This window comes from Streptomyces sp. NPDC032126, assembly GCF_055580085.1.
This window is the reverse complement of the sequence record NZ_JBVIMA010000010.1, coordinates 241,925-257,494: the sequence shown is the minus strand read 5'-3', so window position 1 is coordinate 257,494 and position 15,570 is coordinate 241,925. Positions and strand designations below refer to the sequence as shown.

Genomic DNA, 15,570 nt, shown 5'->3' with positions numbered 1-15,570 from the left:
ACGGTCATGTCATCGCCTGTCATCATGTGCCGGTGCATACGTCTGTGAGCAGTCAGGGCAGTCGCGGCAAGGGCATCGGCCTCTCGCTCGCGGTGGGGTCGGCCGTCGCCTTCGGCGGGTCCGGGGTCGCCGCCAAGCCGCTGATCGAGGCGGGCCTGGATCCGCTGCACGTCGTCTGGCTGCGCGTCACCGGCGCGGCCCTCGTGATGCTGCCCCTCGCCGTGCGCCATCGCGCCCTGCTGCGCCGCCGCCCCGCGCTACTGGTCGGCTTCGGCCTGCTGGGCGTCGCCGGTGTGCAGGCCTTCTACTTCGCCGCGATCTCCCGGGTCCCCGTCGGCGTCGCCCTGCTCGTCGAGTATCTGGCGCCCGCCCTGGTGCTGGGCTGGGTGCGGTTCGTGCAGCGGCGGCCGGTGACCCGCGCGGCGGCCATCGGCGTGGTCCTCGCGGTCGGCGGACTGGCCTGCGTCGTCGAGGTGTGGTCGGGGCTGGGCTTCGACGTCGCCGGACTGCTGCTGGCGCTGGGCGCGGCCTGCTGTCAGGTCGGCTACTTCGTCCTGGCCGATCAGGGCACGGACCCCGGCGCCGACGCCCCGGACCCGCTCGGTGTCATCGCCTACGGCCTTCTCGTGGGCGCGGCCGTCCTGACCGCCGTGGCCCGGCCCTGGGGCATGGAGTGGTCCGTGCTCACGGAGACCACCCGGATGAACGGCACCGCTGTCCCCGCCTGGCTGCTGCTGGCGTGGATCGTGCTGATCGCCACGGTGGTCGCCTATGTCACCGGCGTGGTCTCCGTGCGCCATCTCTCCGCGCAGGTCGCGACGGTCGTCGCCTGTCTGGAGGCGGTCATCGCGACCGTCCTGGCCTGGGTCCTGCTCGGCGAGCACCTCTCGGCCCCGCAGATCGCCGGTGGCGCGGTCGTGCTCCTCGGCGCGTTCATCGCCCAGTCGTCGACGCCGGTGAAGGGTTCCCCGGATCCGGTGGCCGGCGGCTCCCCGGAGAGGGAGCCGGCCCAGCGCACGACCGCCGTTTAGCGGCCCCCGTCCGTCGGGCTCCCGTTCGTCAGGCCCCGCGGCGTCGTGCCAGGTGCTCGCGTGCGGCGTCGTCCCGTGACCCGCCGCGCTGGGCGAGGCGCGTCGCGACGCGGTCCCTGACCTCCTGCGACCGTTTGCCGCCGTACTTGAACTTCGCCCGTACGTCGGTCACTTCGAGCCGCAGTCCCCGGATCCCCGACAGCAGCCGCCCGTACGGCGCCTCTCCGACCGCGGCCCGGGCGGAACCGCCGTCGGGCTGGAAGTGGCCCAGCTGGCGGTTGAGTAGCTCGGCCTTGGCGGCGGGATCGTCGACCACGTGGGCGGTGCACCGCAGTTGCACCGCCGCGTAGAAGCTGGTCGGCACGCCGTGCTCGGGCGGGTCCTCCAGGGGCGCCTGCCAGGGGCCGGGTACGAAGACGTAGTCGTCGACGACGCTGAGCAGCACCGTGGGACCGGCTTCGAGGGCCCGCCACACCGGGTTGGGGCGGGCGAGGTGGGTGAGGGCCTCGCGGCGCTCGGCGTCGTAGGCGAAGTGCAGCGGTTGGACGAAGGGCGGCTCGCCGTCGAGGCCGTTGACCGCGAGCTGCCCGAAGTCGTGCCGGGACAGCCACTGCTGCCACTCGGCGTCGTCGCGGGCCGCGTCCCAGGGGTGGATCAGCATCACAACCCCGCGAGGTAGTCGGGGAGTCCGGTGCCGGGGGCGAGGTCGGCGTCCGGTACCGGGGTCTCGTAGCCCTTGCGCAGCGGGACGACGCCGGCCCAGTGGGGGAGGGCGTAGTCCTCGGGCTCCTCGCTCACCCCGCCCGTGCGGAGCTTGGCCGAGACCTCGTTCAGGTCGAGCCGGATCACCGCGGTCGCGGCCAGCTCCTTCTTGTTGGCGGGCCGGGAGTCGGCGGCCCGGCCGGGTACGACGTGGTCGACCAGGGCGTCGAGGGCGGCGAGCTTCTCCTCGGGGTCGGTGACGTCGTAGGCGGTGCCGTGCACCACCACCGAGCGGTAGTTGATCGAGTGGTGGAAGGCGGAGCGGGCGAGCACCAGGCCGTCGACATGGGTGACCGTCAGGCACACCGGCAGGCCCGGGTCGGCCTGGCCCGTCATCCGCAGCGGGCGCGAGCCCGTCGAACCGTGCACATAGAGCCGCTCGCCCACCCGCCCGTACAGCGTCGGCAGAACGACCGGGGCGCCGTCGCGCACGAAGCCGAGGTGGCAGACGTACCCCTCGTCGAGTATCGAGTGCACCAGCTCCTTGTCGTACGAGGCCTTGTGCGCGGCTCGCGTCGGCACCGTACGGTCGGTCGGGGCGTAGGCGTCGGACGGTGTCGTGGGCTGCGCGGTCCCCTGCATGGCGCTCTCCATTGCACTAGTGCATAATTGGCTTTGTGCTAGGAGAGTATCCGATCAAAGGTCGGCGTGCAGCAGACATTTCCGCGAGCATCGAGCGCGCGGTCGGCGCGGGTGAGCTGGAGCCCGGCCAACTCCTGCCACCCATGCGCGAGTTGGCCGGCACGCTGGGGGTGAACGCCAACACGGTCGCCGCCGCGTATCGCATGCTGCGCGAGCGCGGGGTGATCGAGACCGACGGACGCCGGGGCAGCCGGGTGCGGCCCAAGCCGGCGACGACGGGCCGCGAGAAGCTGCGGTTGGACGTGCCGGCCGGGGTCCGTGACCTGGCCGACGGCAATCCGGACCCCGCGCTGCTGCCCCCGCTGGCGGAGGCGTTCGCGGCGGCCGCCGCCCGTCAGGACCGGCAGCCCGTGCTGTACGGGGCGGAGCCGGTCGAGCCCGACCTCGCCCGCCTCGCGCACGCCGACTTCACCGCCGACGGGGTGCCCGCCGGGCCGCTCACGGTCGTCTCCGGCGCCCTCGACGCCGTGGAACGAGTCCTCGCCGCCCACCTCAAGCCCGGCGACGGTGTGGCCGTGGAGGACCCCGGCTGGGCCCGCACCCTCGACCTCGTGCCGGCGCTCGGACTGCGCGCCGTCCCGATGCGCGTCGACGACGACGGGCCGCTGCCGGAGGAACTGCGCCGGGTCCTGGCGGCCGGGGCGCGTGCCGTCGTGGTCACCGATCGTGCCCAGAACCCCACCGGAGCCTGCGTCGGGGCGGCACGCGCGCGTGCGCTGCGCGACGTCCTCGCCCAGTACCCCGAGACCGTGCTGATCGAGGACGACCACGGGCACGGCATCGTCGACCAGCCCCTGCATCCCCTGGCGGGCGCCACCCGGCACTGGGCCTTCGTCCGCTCGGTGGCGAAGGCGTACGGCCCGGACCTGCGTCTCGCGGTCATGACCGGCGACGAGGTCACGGTCGACCGGGTGCGGGGCCGCCATCGCCTGGGCCCCGGATGGGTGAGCCTGCTGCTCCAGCGGGCGGTGGTGCGGCTGTGGACCGACGGGGCGCTGGACGGAGCCGCGGTGGCGGCCGCGTACCGCCATCGCCGGGACGCCCTGATCGACGCGCTGGCCGAGCGGGGGGTGACGGCGCACGGCCGCAGCGGCATGGGCGTCTGGATCCCGGTCCCCGACGAGACGGGAGCGGTCTCCCGCCTCCTCCACGCGGGCTGGGCGGTGACCCCGGGGGCGCTCTTCCGGTTGGCGTCCCCACCGGCGATCCGGATCACGATCTCGACACTGCGCGACGAGGAGGTGACCCCGTTGGCGGACGCGGTGGCGCAAGCGCTGGGTCCGGCACCGGCGAGGAGCTACGTGTGAACCGCTGACGCGCCCTTCCCCTCAAGGGCCCGGCTTTCTCTGCGTGAGCGCCGCCCCCGCGAGGATGATCACCGCCCCGACGGGCGTACTCCAGCGCAGCGACTCCCCGAGAATCACCACTCCCGCCCCGGTGGCGATCACGGGAATGAAGTACGTGACCATCTGCGCGGTCGTCGGACCGACCTCGGCGACCAGCCCGTACTGCACCAGCATGGCCAACCCGGTGCCCAGCGCGCCCAACGCGGCGATCGCGAGCAGCGGAACCGCGTGGAAACCGGTCGGGAAGCCGCTGGACACCGCTGTGATCAAGGCCAGTTGGACGGTCGCCAGAAACAGCTGCACGCCGGTCATCGACAGGTTCGAGTACCCGGTTCCCGCCAGATTGCGGCGCAGGTAGATCCATCCGACGGGGTAGCTGAGCGACGCCAGCAGGGCGAGGGCGGTGCCCCGGGCGTCGAGTCCGGAGAAGCCCTGCCAGGCGCCCAGGACCGTCAGCACGCCGAGGAAGCCCAGGCCGAGACCCACGACCCGCACCCGGGTCGGCCGGTCCTCGGAGAGGGCGACGAGGGAGAGGGCCATGCCCCACAGCGGGGAGGTCGCGTTGCAGATGCCCGCGAGGGTGGAGGGGATGCTCAGCTCCGCGTAGGCGAAGAGGGAGAAGGGGAGGGCGTTGAGGAGGAACGCCGCCACCGCCAGGTGACCCCACAGGCGCACCCCGCGCGGCAGCCGCTGCCGCTGGACCGCCATCGCGATCGCCAGGACCGCCGTACCGAAGACCAGTCGGCCCAGGGTGACCTGGAAGGGCGCGTACCCGTCGGTGCCCACCTTGATGAGCAGGAAGCTGAAACCCCAGATCAGGGACAGTGCGCCGAAGCGGAGGCGCCAGTCCGTGCGGGGCCGGGAGGGGGCGGTCGGCGGGGTGGGGGTTCGGGTCGTCGAGGCGGTGGCGGTCGTCATGGTCGTAACGATGCGGGAGCCGTTCTCGTAGCACAATCGAGATTTCGCGCCCAATATCTCGTAGCATCGCTTACATGTTGAACCTGGAGCGTACATGTTGAATCTGGAGCGCCTGCGCACCCTCGACGCCCTCTCCCGGCACGGCTCGGTCAGCGGCGCAGCCGAAGGGCTGCACGTCACGACCTCGGCGGTGTCGCAGCAGCTGGCCAAGCTGGAGCGCGAGGTCGGCCAGCAGCTCCTCGCCAAGAACGGGCGGGGTGTGCGCCTCACCGACGCCGGGCGGCTGCTCGCCGAGCACGCGGCCCGCATCCTCTCCCAGGTGGAGCTCGCCCAGGCCGATCTGGAGGCCCAACGCGGGCAGGTGGTAGGGGAGTTGAGGCTGTCCGCGTTTCCGACGGCCGCGCGCGGGCTGTTTCCCGTCGCGCTGCCCGCCCTGCGCCGCGAACATCCCGCGCTGCGCCTGCGCTCGTGCGAGCTGGAGCCGGAGAAGGGCATCTCCGGGGTCGTGCGCGGCGACCTCGACCTCGCGGTCGTCCTGGACTGGTACAACAAGCCGATCCCGCTGCCCGACGGCCTGGCCAAGGCGCCCATCCTCGACGACCCCGCCGAGGTCGCGATGCCGGCCGGCCATCGGCTCGCCGGTCGGGACGAGGTCGACCTGGGCGAGTTCGCCGAGGACGAGTGGATCACCTGGGGCGAGGGCGAGTTCTGCCACGAGTGGCTGATGTTCACGCTCCGCTCGCGCGGCATCGAGCCGATCGTCGGCCACCGCGCCGCCGAGACGCACACCCAACTCGGGCTTGTACAGGCCGGGTTGGGCGTGTGCATCGCACCCCTGCTCGGCCGGCACCCGGTGCCCGAAGGCGTCGTGATGGTGCCGCTCAAGCAGCAGGTGCGACGCCATGTCTACGTCGTGTGGCGGGCGGACGCCGACCGCCGCCCGTCCATCCGCGCGGCCGTCCGCGCGCTCAAGGAGGCGGCGGAGAAGGTGAGTTGATCACTGACGCGAGGGCGTGCCCACTCGCGGGGTGCTCGCTTCAGGCGTCGCCCAGCTTGCGGAAGTCCCACGACACGACCTTCTCCGGGCGCAGCCGCACCCACGCGTGCCGGCCGTCGTGCGGCATGCTGTCCAGGCCGAAGTTCTTGCGGGCGAACAGCGCCTCCACGGTGTCCAGTTCGGCGCACAGCTCCCCGGTGCGCGGGGCCTCGCCCACGAAATCCACGGTTCCCGACAGCTCGACGCCGCGCAGCTGGCCGTACTCCTCGCCCGTGTCGACGACGATCGCCACCCGCGGGTCGCGCCGCAGATCCGCCCACCGCCTGCTGCGCACCACCGAGTACAGCCACAGCGCGCTGCCGTCCCACAGGAACCACAGCGCGCTGACGTGCGGGGCGCCGTCGGTGGACACCGTGGCGACCCGGCAGGTGCGCTGGGTGGTGAGGAACGCGTTCACCTCACCGGGCGTCATCATGATTCTGCGGCCCCGGCGCTGAGTGACGGTCATCCGGCCCCCTCTTTCTCCCACGTCGTGCCAGAGAGATCCTCTGACATCACGTCAGAAAAGAGTTGTCCCAGGATGGGGCGTCTTCCCCGCGAACGCAATGGCGGATAGTCTCGCCCGCCCCAACCCCCCTGTGTCCAGGAGGAGTCGTGCCGCCGTCCGCAGAACTCCGTGACCTCCTCGACCCGTCGCACACCGTGCTGCTCACCGTCGAATGCCAGCAGGGTGTCGTCGGCCCCGACGCCGCGCTGCCCCAACTCGCCCATGAGGCACGCCGGTCCGGAGCCCTCGCCAACGTCGCCCGGCTGGTGGCAGCGGCCCACGCCGGCGGGGTCCAGGTGATCCACGCGATCGCCGAGCGCCGTCCCGACGGCCGGGGCGCCAGCCGCAACGCCCGGCTGTTCCGCGCCGCCGAACGGCTGCCCGTCCAGCAGCTGACCGGCAGCACCGCCGTCCGCGTCGCCGCCCCGATCGAGGTCGCCGACGAGGACTTCGTCGTACGACGGCTGCACGGGCTCTCGCCCGTCCAGGGCACCGACGTCGACGCGCTGCTGCGCAACCTGGGCTGCCGCACCCTGGTGGTGTGCGGCGTCTCGGCCAATGTGGCGATCCCCAACGCCGTCTTCGACGCGGTGAACCGGGGCTACACCGCCGTCGTGCCCTCGGACGCCATCGCGGGGGTGCCCGCCGAGTACACCCCCGCGATGATCCGCCACACGCTCGCCCTGGTCGCCACGATCGCGACCACGAAAGAGGTGGCGGCCCACTTCGGACGCGGCTGATCCCGTACACGGCAGAGATCGGACGGGGTCGAGATGGACGGGGTCGAGATGGACGGGGTCGAGATCGGACGGCGCCGACCTCACGCGAGGGTGATCGAGTCCCCCTTCACGGTGATCGACACCGACGGCAGCGGCTTGGGCGCCGGACCGCCCTTCACGCTGCCGTCCTCGATCGAGAACTTGCTGTTGTGACAGGGACAGTGGATGACACCGTTCTCCACGCTCTTCACCGCGCAGCCCTGATGGGTGCACACGGCCGAGAACGCCTTGAACTGGCCGGCCGCCGGCTGGGTGACGACCACCTTCTGGTCGGCGAACACCTTGCCGCCGCCCTCGGGGATGTCGGCCGTCGTGGTGAGCGCGGCACCCGCCGCGGCGCCGGCCCCGCCGGCCGAACCGCCGGTGCTCGCGGCCCCGCTGCCGCCGGTCGAGGCGCCGGAACCCGTGTCGACCGAGGAGGAGCCGCCGTCCGAGTCCCCGCAGGCGGTCAGCGCGACGGCGAGCCCCGCCGCTCCGGCCGCCGCCACGACCGTACGACGGGCCGGACCCGATGCGGAGTTGAGCGATGCGCTGGTCATGCTGGCGTTTCCCTTCGGCGAGGAAGAACTGCGTGATCTGTCGAGTGGTACGCGCCGTGAGCGCCCCCTGTTCAGCGGAGGCGTCGACTCCGGACAATGTCCAGATCCTGACCCGGTCGAGATCAGGAGGGCGTAAGCCAGAGCTGTCGCGCAGCTGTCGACCCCGGCGGCACGGGCGTCCACCTGCGCCCCAGTAACCTGGGGCGATGCTCAAGGACGTCACCGCCACTCGCTACATCACCCCTCTGCGGGAGGGCGGCTCGCTGCCGGGGCTCGTCGAGGCCGACGACTTCGGGATCTACGTCATGAAGTTCACCGGCGCCGGACAGGGCCGCAAGACGCTCGTCGCGGAGGTCGTCTGCGGCGAACTCGCCCGCCGGCTCGGCTTCCGGATGCCCCGGCTGGTCACCCTGGAGCTGGACCCGGTGCTCGGGCTCGGCGAACCCGACGACCAGGTGCAGGAGCTGCTGAAGTCCAGCGGCGGCACCAACCTCGGCATGGACTTCCTCTCCGGCGCCCTCGGCTTCGACCCGCTCGCCTTCCCGGTGAGCGCGGAGGAGGCCGGGCGGATCGTCTGGTTCGACGCGCTGATCAACAACGTGGACCGCTCCTGGCGCAACCCCAACCTCCTGATGCACGGCGGCGACCTGTGGCTCATCGACCACGGCGCCACGATGATCTGGCACCACAACTGGCCCTCCGCCGAGACCTCCGTCGCCCGCCCCTACGACGCCTCGGACCACGCCCTGGCCCGCTTCGGCCCCGATCTCGCCGCCGCCGCGGCGGACCTGGCCCCCCTGGTCACCGAGGAACTCCTCGCCGAGGTCACCGCCGAGATCCCGGACGCCTGGCTGACGGGCGAGCCGGGCTTCACCACCCCGGACGACCTCCGCCGCGCCTACGCCCGCCCCCTGCTGGCCCGCGCGGCCACCATCCACGAGCGCGTCACCGGCCTCGGGGAAGCGAAGTGAGCGAGGACCGCGCCACAGCCCACCGCAGCGACCGCAGCCAGGAGACCCAGTGAGCGAGAGCCGTATCAACGTGGCCGGCCGGATGACCGAGCGGCACATCACCCGCCCCGGTCAGGGCGGCGGCCGGGACGTCTTCGAGTACGCCCTGCTGCGGGTCGTCCCCCGCGTGGAGCGCGGCGAGTGCGTCAACGCCGGCGTGCTCGTGTACTGCCGTGCCCGGGGGTACGTCGGTGCCCGCACCCACCTCGACGAGGCGCGGCTGCTCGCCCTCGACCCCGGGGTCGACCTGGCCGGTGTCCGGGCCGCGCTGGACGCCGTCGAGCGGGTGTGCGGCGGGGGAGAGACGGCGGGCCAGGCCGCGGGCGACGACGCCGGGCGCCGCTTCCGCTGGCTGGTCGCCCCGCGTTCCACGATCGTCCAGCCGGGCCCCGTGCACACGGGCCTGACCACCGACCCGACCGCCGAGACGGAACGCCTACTGGACCTCCTGGTGAGGTGACGGGCGGTGCCTGGCGAGCCGGCGGCTGCTAGCGGTGACGTGCGGACACTCCCCGTGTCCGCCGCCGTCCGACCACCACGACGCCCGCGACGGTCGCGCCGGTGACGAGGGCGAGGCCGATGGCGATGTCCCAGTCGGCCGGGCCGGTGAGCGTCGCGCCGCCCAGGCCGCCCTGGACGCCGAGGGTCGGGACGACGGTGGCCGGGGTCAGGGGGCGGAACGTGGACGAGGTGACGCCGCGGCGGGGCAGCGCCTCGCAGGCTATGCCGTCGTCGGGACCCTGGTCCTCGTCGAGGCGGTTGGGATCGCTGGGATCCGCGTCAAAGACGGCCTGGGCGTCCTCCTGGAAGGTGAAGTCACGGCAGTCCAGATCCTGGGCGTGAGCGGGGGCGGCCATCGGCACGATCGCGGATATCGCGAACAGCGCGCCGGCGGCACCGGCCCTGCGACGGGTCATGGGGCCCTCCCTTCGGGCAAGAACGACTCGCCCTTCGACGCTAGGAGGGCGAGCATCGAAGCGGCGCGCGACAGTGGGCCGATCGGGTAATGGATCACACCGGGCGGGTGTGCCGTTGACACCGGGTGCCGGGGCTTCTAGCGTCACGTCTGCTGAAGGTACTAAGCGGTCGCTCACCGCACATCGTGTTCTCTCAAGGGCGAGGAGATCCAGCAATGTCCACCACTGAGCAGCGGGTCGCAGTAGTCACCGGTGCCGCGCGCGGTATCGGCGCCGCCACCGCCGTACGGCTGGCCGCCGAGGGCCGCGCCGTCGCCGTGATCGACCTCGACGAGGCCGCCTGCAAGGACACGGTCGAGAAGATCACCGCCGCCGGTGGCCGGGCGATCGCGGTCGGCGCCGACGTCTCCGACGAGGCCCAGGTCGAGGCGGCCGTCGCACGGGTCGTCGAGGAGCTCGGCGCCCCCACGATCCTCGTCAACAACGCGGGTGTGCTGCGCGACAACCTGCTGTTCAAGATGAGCGTGTCCGACTGGGACACCGTCATGAACGTGCACCTGCGCGGCTCCTTCCTGATGACCAAGGCCGTCCAGAAGCACATGGTCGACGCCGGCTTCGGCCGTATCGTCAACCTGTCCTCGTCCTCCGCGCTCGGCAACCGCGGCCAGGTCAACTACTCCGCCGCCAAGGCCGGTCTGCAGGGCTTCACCAAGACCCTCGCCATCGAGCTCGGCAAGTTCGGCATCACCGCCAACGCCGTCGCGCCCGGCTTCATCGCCACCGAGATGACCAAGGCCACCGCCGACCGCGTCGGCATGGGCTTCGAGGAGTTCAAGGCCGCGGCCGCCACCCAGATCCCCGTGGCGCGCGTCGGCGAGCCCGGCGACATCGCCAACGCCATCGCGTTCTTCACCGGCGAGGCGGCCGGATTCGTCTCCGGCCAGGTGCTGTACGTCGCCGGCGGCCCGCTCAACTGAAGCCCAGGGAACAGGGAACACGGACATGACTGAACACTCCGGCAAGGTCGCGCTGATCACCGGCGCCAGCCGCGGCATCGGATACGGCGTCGCGGAGGCGCTGGTCGCCCGCGGCGACCGGGTCTGCGTCACCGGCCGCAACGAGGACTCCCTCAAGGAGGCCGTCGAGCAGCTCGGCACCGACCGCGCGATCTACGTCGTCGGCAAGGCGCACGACGAGGCCCACCAGGCCGAGGCCGTCGCCCGCACCATGGAGGCCTTCGGGCGCGTCGACCACCTGGTCAACAACGCCGGCACCAACCCGGTGTTCGGGCCGATCGCCGACCTCGACCTGAACGTGGCGCGCAAGGTCTTCGAGACCAACGTGATCTCCGCGCTCGGCTTCGCCCAGAAGACCTGGCACGCCTGGCAGAAGGACAACGGCGGCACGATCGTCAACATCGCCTCCGTCGCTGGCATCGCGCCCTCGCCGTTCATCGCCGCCTACGGCGTCAGCAAGGCCGCGCTGATCAACCTCACCGCGCAGCTCGCCCACGAGTTCGCGCCCAAGGTGCGGGTCAACGCGATCGCCCCGGCCGTGGTGAAGACCAAGTTCGCGCAGGCCCTGTACGAGGGCCGGGAGGAGGAGGCCGCCGCGGCCTACCCGCTCGCCCGGCTCGGCGTGCCCTCCGACATCGGCGGGGCGGCGGACTTCCTCACCTCCGAGCAGTCCGCCTGGGTCACCGGGCAGACCCTCGTCGTCGACGGCGGCATCTTCCTCAACGCCGGCGTCGGCTGACCCCGTCCGGACCGTTGACCGGGCCGTTCCCCGGGCCGGTCACGAAGGGCTCACGAAGGGCGCCGTTTCCTTGACGGAAACGGCGCCCTTGTCGTCGTAGGAGGTCGTCCGGGGCCCGCGCGGCGCGCTGACAACGTAGTCAGAAACGAGTCGATCAAGACCGCCGCACGAGGCTGGTTCTCCCCCCGTGGCACTGCGGTATGGTCTGCCGACCCTTGGTACGGCAGATCGAGGAGTGAGCGCGTGTTCAACCGGAAGCGAAGCCTTCGGCAAGTGGCGGCGATCGCCTCCCTCGGGATGGTCGCCGGCTGCGGCTACTTCTCGGACAGCGGTTCCGAAGACAAGGGTCCGATCGTCGTCGGCACCACCAGCGCCCCCAGCACGCTGGACCCCGCCGCCTCCTGGGACGGCTCCTGGGAGCTGTTCCGCAACGTGTACCAGACCCTCCTGTCCTACCCGAGCGGCGCGACCACCCCCGAACCCGACGCGGCCAAGTCCTGCGAGTTCACCGACAACGCCAGCCGCGTCTACCGCTGCGAGCTGCGCGAGGGCCTCACCTTCTCCAACGGCGACACGCTCGACGCCCAGGCCGTGAAGCACTCCATCGACCGCATACGCAAGATCAACGCCAAGACCGGCCCCGCCGGGCTGCTCGGCAGCCTCGACCGCGTCCAGGTCCTCGGCGACCGCGAGGTCGTCTTCCGGCTGAACAAGCCCGACGCCACCTTCCCGTTCGTGCTCGCCACCCCGGCCATGTCGATCGTCGACCCGGACGACTACCCCGCCGGCTCACTGCGTACCGACTCCTCGGTCGTCGGCTCCGGCCCGTACCGGCTGCAGCACTACGAGGAGGGCAAGCGCGCCGAACTCACGCGCAACGACCACTACAAGGGCTTCGCCGACCGGCAGAACGACGCGGTCACCATCCGCTACTTCCAGGACTCGGCCACCATGGTCAAGGCCCTGCGCGACCGGCAGATCGACGTCACCTACCGCGGTCTCGCCGCCGACGACATCGTCTCCCTGGACGACAAGGCCCCCGAGAACGAGGGACTGCAGCTCGTCGAGGGCGCCGGCACCGACATCAACTACCTGGTGTTCAACCCGAAGGACCCGTGGGCGAACAAGCTCGCCGTACGCCAGGCCGTCGCGCAGATCGTCGACCGGACCGCCATCGCGCACACCATCTACAAGGACACCGTGGAGCCGCTGTACTCCATGGTCCCGCAGGGCCTGACCGGCCACACCACGGCCTTCTTCGACGACTTCGGTGACCCCGACCCGGACAAGGCGCGCGAGATCCTCACCGACGCCGGCATCACCGGACCCGTCCCGCTCACCCTCTGGTACACCTCCGACCGCTACGGCTCCGAGACCGCCCTGGAGTTCAAGGAGCTCAAGCGCCAGCTGGAGGCGTCGGGCCTGTTCAAGGTCACCCTGAAGAGCCGGCCCTGGAAGACGTACGTCTTCGGCTACCAGAAGGGCGAGTACCCGGTCTTCGGCCGCGGCTGGTTCCCCGACTTCCCCGACGCCGACAACTTCATCGCGCCCTTCGTCGGCGAGCAGAACGCGCTCGGCACGCCCTACCCGTCGAAGGAGATCGTCAACACCCTGCTGCCGCGCTCGCGGGAGGAGAAGGACCGCGCCAAGGTGGTGAAGGACTTCGAGGCGGCCCAGCGCGTCTTCGTCGAGGACGCCCGGCTGCTGCCGCTGTGGCAGGGCAAGCAGTACGTGGCCGCCAACGAGGACATCTCCGGCGGCGAGCAGTCCCTGGACCCGTCGACGATCATGATGATGTGGAAGCTGTCCCGAAAGACCAGCTGGTAGCACGGATCCGGGAGCCGGTTGTCAGTGGTCGCCTGTAGGTTCTGAGGCCTGGAAACCACCGCACGACCGAAGGACGTTGACGTGACCGACACCGCCATGCTGCCCGAGTCCTGGCGCGGGGTGCTGGGCGACGAGCTCCAGCAGCCCTACTTCAAGGAGCTGACGGAGTTCGTCGAGGAGGAGCGGGCGAAGGGTGCCGTCTACCCGCCGCGCGAGGAGGTCTTCGCCGCGCTCGACGCCACGCCGTACGACAAGGTGAAGGTCCTCATCCTCGGCCAGGACCCCTACCACGGCGAGGGCCAGGGCCACGGTCTGTGCTTCTCGGTCCGCCCGGGCGTGCGCGTCCCGCCCTCCCTGCGCAACATCTACAAGGAGATGCACGAGGAGCTCGGCACCCCGATCCCGGACAACGGCTATCTGATGCCCTGGGCCCAGCAGGGCGTCCTGCTGCTCAACGCGGTCCTCACCGTCCGCTCCGGCGAGGCCAACTCGCACAAGGGCAAGGGCTGGGAGAAGTTCACCGACGCCGTGATCCGCGCGGTGGCCGGCCGGCCCGACCCGGCGGTGTTCGTCCTGTGGGGGAATTACGCGCAGAAGAAGCTCCCGCTGATCGACGAGACGCGGCACGCGGTGGTCAAGGGCGCGCACCCCTCCCCGCTGTCCGCGAAGAAGTTCTTCGGCTCCCGTCCGTTCACGCAGATCAACGAGGCGGTGGCCGCGCAGGGCCACGACCCGATCGACTGGACCGTGCCGAACCTCGGCTGACCGCCGCCGGGCCGGTTCCTCGCGCGACCGGCCCGGTGCCGCCTGACGAAGATCGCCGGTCGCTGCGGTTAGCGTCGTCCCGGGGACAGAGTGTTCCGGGAAGAGGTGTGTGTCCCGGGCGCAGGCGTCGTCCCCCGGACGGTTTGGAGGGCGCGGTGGCGGAGCGACAGGGGCAGACGGCGCCGGACACCTTGCCGACGCGGATCGGGCAGGTGGTGATGCTGCACCACGGCGGTGACCGCGAGGAGGCCCGCCGGCGCCTGCTCGACCTCTGGTCGGAACTCGGCGAGCACGGCGACCCGCTGCACCGCTGCACCCTCGCCCACTATCTGGCCGACACCCAGGACGACCCCGAGTACGAACTGGCCTGGGACTTGAGGGCGTTGACCGCCGCCGAGGAACTGCGGGACTCGCGCGAGACGGCGGCGCTGTATCCCTCGCTGCATCTGAACCTGGCCGCGGACTACGCGAAACTGGGCCGCCCCGACGCGGCCCGGGCCCATCTGAGCCGCGCCCGGGGAGCGGCCCGCACCCTGCGCGACGACGGCTACGGCGACGGGGTGCGGGCGGAGATCAGACGACTGGAGCAGCGCCTCGGGGAATGAGGCCTGCGCCTCGGGCTGGGGCGGGCGCTTCGGGGGCTGAGCCCGCGCCTTCGGGGCTGGGGCTGGCGCCTCGGGGGCTGGGGCCTGCGCCTTCGGGGCTGGGGCGGGCGCTTCGGGGGCTGAGCCTGCGCCTTCGGGGCTGGGGCGGGCGCTTCGGGGACTGAGCCCGGGCCTCCGGGACTGAGCCTGCGCTTCGGGGGCTGAGCCTGCGCCTTCGGGGCTGGGGCCGGCGCCTCGGGGACTGAGCCTGCGCTTCGGGGACTGAGCCCGGGCCTCGGGGATGAGGCCTGCGCATCCGGGAGGCCGGCGCCCCGGATACCTGAGGCTGCAGCGACGGCCCCGGGCGCTCTATCCGCCGTGTGTCCGCCCGCAGATCACGGCCTCCGGGCCGGCCGCCCGGGCCTCGGGGCTGAGGCCTGCGTCTCGGGGGCTGAGGCCGGCGCCCCGGATACCTGAGGCTGGGGCGACGGCCCCGGGTGCACTATCCGCCATGCGTCCGCCCGCAGATCACGGCCTCCGGGCTGTCCGCCCGCCAGCCCCCGTACTTCCTCCCCAGCGCGCACACATCGGTGTCCTTGCGGACCTCCCGGGAGACGTCCTTCGACACCTTCTCGGGCAGGTCCTGGAGGTCGACGTGCGGTGGAGCGGGCCGGCGGGCCGGGGGATGCGTCGGACGGCCGTTCGAACGCGGCTGCTGGGGCCGCGAGCCCCCACGCCCCGGCTGCTCCCGCGCCGCGCTGTCCGGCGCCGGCCGCCGCCGCTGCTCCGGCACCTTCTCCTCCGGCTTCCGCGACGACTCCACCATCTCCAGCGCCTCCCGCACCGGCGCCTGCACCACCTGCGTCCCGGCCTGTCCGTCGGGCCTCGGGGCCACCGGCACGTAGGGCGCCGCGGGCGGCGGACCGGGCGCGGGCGGGCGCTGCTGAACGGTCACACAGCCGGCGAGGGCCGACACGGCCACGGTGACCAGGAGCGTTGCGGTAGTCGTCGTTCGCTGCACCCGCGCAACTCTGCTGGGTCACCCGCCCCGAGCGACAGCGGACAAGCGGAGGTTGCCCCGCACGGGTGATCTCCTGCCCCGTAAGGAGGGCGCGGGCGTCCCCGCGCTGACCCCCGTATGCTGCCGTGCA

Annotated in this window: 18 protein-coding genes; 11 read left to right on the top strand and 7 right to left on the bottom strand. The window is 72.0% G+C overall.

Translation table 11 applies throughout. The features are described from left to right. Nucleotides 1-26: 26 nt before the first annotated feature. Complete coding sequence (locus ACZ5NW_RS32460; protein WP_468747575.1) at nucleotides 27-1,031, top strand: EamA family transporter; 1,005 nt, start codon at nucleotides 27-29, stop codon at nucleotides 1,029-1,031. Between the two features lie 28 nt (nucleotides 1,032-1,059). Here ACZ5NW_RS32460 and ACZ5NW_RS32455 read toward each other — a convergent pair whose 3' ends face one another. Both ACZ5NW_RS32455 and ACZ5NW_RS32450 read right to left on the bottom strand, forming a co-directional pair. Further along, nucleotides 1,060-1,692: an FMN-binding negative transcriptional regulator gene (locus ACZ5NW_RS32455; protein WP_468747574.1), complete on the bottom strand. Its 633-nt coding sequence runs from the start codon at nucleotides 1,690-1,692 to the stop codon at nucleotides 1,060-1,062. Then, complete coding sequence (locus ACZ5NW_RS32450; RefSeq protein ID WP_468747573.1) at nucleotides 1,692-2,375, bottom strand: pyridoxamine 5'-phosphate oxidase family protein; 684 nt, start codon at nucleotides 2,373-2,375, stop codon at nucleotides 1,692-1,694. Before ACZ5NW_RS32450 ends, ACZ5NW_RS32455 begins: the two co-directional genes overlap by 1 nt. A 35-nt stretch (nucleotides 2,376-2,410) precedes the next feature. Here ACZ5NW_RS32450 and ACZ5NW_RS32445 point away from each other — a divergent pair, with 35 nt between their 5' ends. Continuing rightward, entirely contained in the window at nucleotides 2,411-3,742 is a 1,332-nt protein-coding gene (locus tag ACZ5NW_RS32445) for an aminotransferase class I/II-fold pyridoxal phosphate-dependent enzyme (protein ID WP_468747572.1), read from the top strand. A 21-nt stretch (nucleotides 3,743-3,763) separates the two neighbouring features. Here the strand turns inward: ACZ5NW_RS32445 and ACZ5NW_RS32440 are convergent, their stop codons facing one another. Next, on the bottom strand, nucleotides 3,764-4,699 hold the full coding sequence (locus ACZ5NW_RS32440) for a DMT family transporter (protein WP_468747571.1): 936 nt from the start codon (nucleotides 4,697-4,699) through the stop codon (nucleotides 3,764-3,766). A gap of 94 nt (nucleotides 4,700-4,793) precedes the next feature. Here ACZ5NW_RS32440 and ACZ5NW_RS32435 point away from each other — a divergent pair, with 94 nt between their 5' ends. Then, nucleotides 4,794-5,696, top strand: a complete 903-nt coding sequence (locus ACZ5NW_RS32435) for a LysR family transcriptional regulator (RefSeq protein ID WP_468747570.1) — start codon at nucleotides 4,794-4,796, stop codon at nucleotides 5,694-5,696. A gap of 40 nt (nucleotides 5,697-5,736) precedes the next feature. Here the strand turns inward: ACZ5NW_RS32435 and ACZ5NW_RS32430 are convergent, their stop codons facing one another. After that, nucleotides 5,737-6,204, bottom strand: coding sequence for a pyridoxamine 5'-phosphate oxidase family protein (locus ACZ5NW_RS32430; RefSeq protein WP_468747569.1), 468 nt, complete (start codon nucleotides 6,202-6,204; stop codon nucleotides 5,737-5,739). 146 nt (nucleotides 6,205-6,350) lie between these two features. Here ACZ5NW_RS32430 and ACZ5NW_RS32425 point away from each other — a divergent pair, with 146 nt between their 5' ends. Further along, nucleotides 6,351-6,983, top strand: a complete 633-nt coding sequence (locus ACZ5NW_RS32425) for a cysteine hydrolase family protein (RefSeq protein WP_468747568.1) — start codon at nucleotides 6,351-6,353, stop codon at nucleotides 6,981-6,983. An 80-nt stretch (nucleotides 6,984-7,063) separates the two neighbouring features. On the opposite strand, the gene ACZ5NW_RS32420 is transcribed toward ACZ5NW_RS32425, so the two are convergent. After that, nucleotides 7,064-7,561: a Rieske (2Fe-2S) protein gene (locus ACZ5NW_RS32420; protein WP_468747567.1), complete on the bottom strand. Its 498-nt coding sequence runs from the start codon at nucleotides 7,559-7,561 to the stop codon at nucleotides 7,064-7,066. A gap of 206 nt (nucleotides 7,562-7,767) precedes the next feature. Between ACZ5NW_RS32420 and ACZ5NW_RS32415 the strand changes: the two genes are divergently transcribed. After that, nucleotides 7,768-8,532: a HipA family kinase gene (locus tag ACZ5NW_RS32415; RefSeq protein WP_468747566.1), complete on the top strand. Its 765-nt coding sequence runs from the start codon at nucleotides 7,768-7,770 to the stop codon at nucleotides 8,530-8,532. A gap of 82 nt (nucleotides 8,533-8,614) precedes the next feature. Continuing rightward, a complete protein-coding gene (locus ACZ5NW_RS32410; protein WP_468747608.1) occupies nucleotides 8,615-9,031 on the top strand; it encodes a DUF3037 domain-containing protein in 417 nt (138 codons plus the stop codon). A gap of 28 nt (nucleotides 9,032-9,059) precedes the next feature. Here ACZ5NW_RS32410 and ACZ5NW_RS32405 read toward each other — a convergent pair whose 3' ends face one another. Next, entirely contained in the window at nucleotides 9,060-9,488 is a 429-nt protein-coding gene (locus ACZ5NW_RS32405) for an excalibur calcium-binding protein (RefSeq protein WP_468747565.1), read from the bottom strand. 215 nt (nucleotides 9,489-9,703) lie between these two features. Between ACZ5NW_RS32405 and fabG the strand changes: the two genes are divergently transcribed. The 5 genes from fabG to ACZ5NW_RS32380 all read left to right on the top strand — a co-directional run bounded on the left by fabG (nucleotide 9,704) and on the right by ACZ5NW_RS32380 (nucleotide 14,440). Continuing rightward, nucleotides 9,704-10,465, top strand: a complete 762-nt coding sequence (fabG, locus tag ACZ5NW_RS32400; RefSeq protein ID WP_468747564.1) for a 3-oxoacyl-ACP reductase FabG — start codon at nucleotides 9,704-9,706, stop codon at nucleotides 10,463-10,465. A gap of 25 nt (nucleotides 10,466-10,490) precedes the next feature. After that, nucleotides 10,491-11,243, top strand: a complete 753-nt coding sequence (locus tag ACZ5NW_RS32395; RefSeq protein WP_468747563.1) for an SDR family oxidoreductase — start codon at nucleotides 10,491-10,493, stop codon at nucleotides 11,241-11,243. A 243-nt stretch (nucleotides 11,244-11,486) separates the two neighbouring features. Continuing rightward, nucleotides 11,487-13,070, top strand: a complete 1,584-nt coding sequence (locus ACZ5NW_RS32390) for an ABC transporter substrate-binding protein (RefSeq protein WP_468747562.1) — start codon at nucleotides 11,487-11,489, stop codon at nucleotides 13,068-13,070. Between the two features lie 81 nt (nucleotides 13,071-13,151). Next, nucleotides 13,152-13,835: a uracil-DNA glycosylase gene (gene ung / locus ACZ5NW_RS32385; RefSeq protein ID WP_468747561.1), complete on the top strand. Its 684-nt coding sequence runs from the start codon at nucleotides 13,152-13,154 to the stop codon at nucleotides 13,833-13,835. Between the two features lie 155 nt (nucleotides 13,836-13,990). After that, complete coding sequence (locus ACZ5NW_RS32380) at nucleotides 13,991-14,440, top strand: hypothetical protein (protein WP_468747560.1); 450 nt, start codon at nucleotides 13,991-13,993, stop codon at nucleotides 14,438-14,440. Nucleotides 14,441-14,921: 481 nt separating this feature from the next. Here the strand turns inward: ACZ5NW_RS32380 and ACZ5NW_RS32375 are convergent, their stop codons facing one another. Next, complete coding sequence (locus tag ACZ5NW_RS32375) at nucleotides 14,922-15,440, bottom strand: hypothetical protein (protein WP_468747559.1); 519 nt, start codon at nucleotides 15,438-15,440, stop codon at nucleotides 14,922-14,924. Nucleotides 15,441-15,570 lie beyond the last annotated feature (130 nt).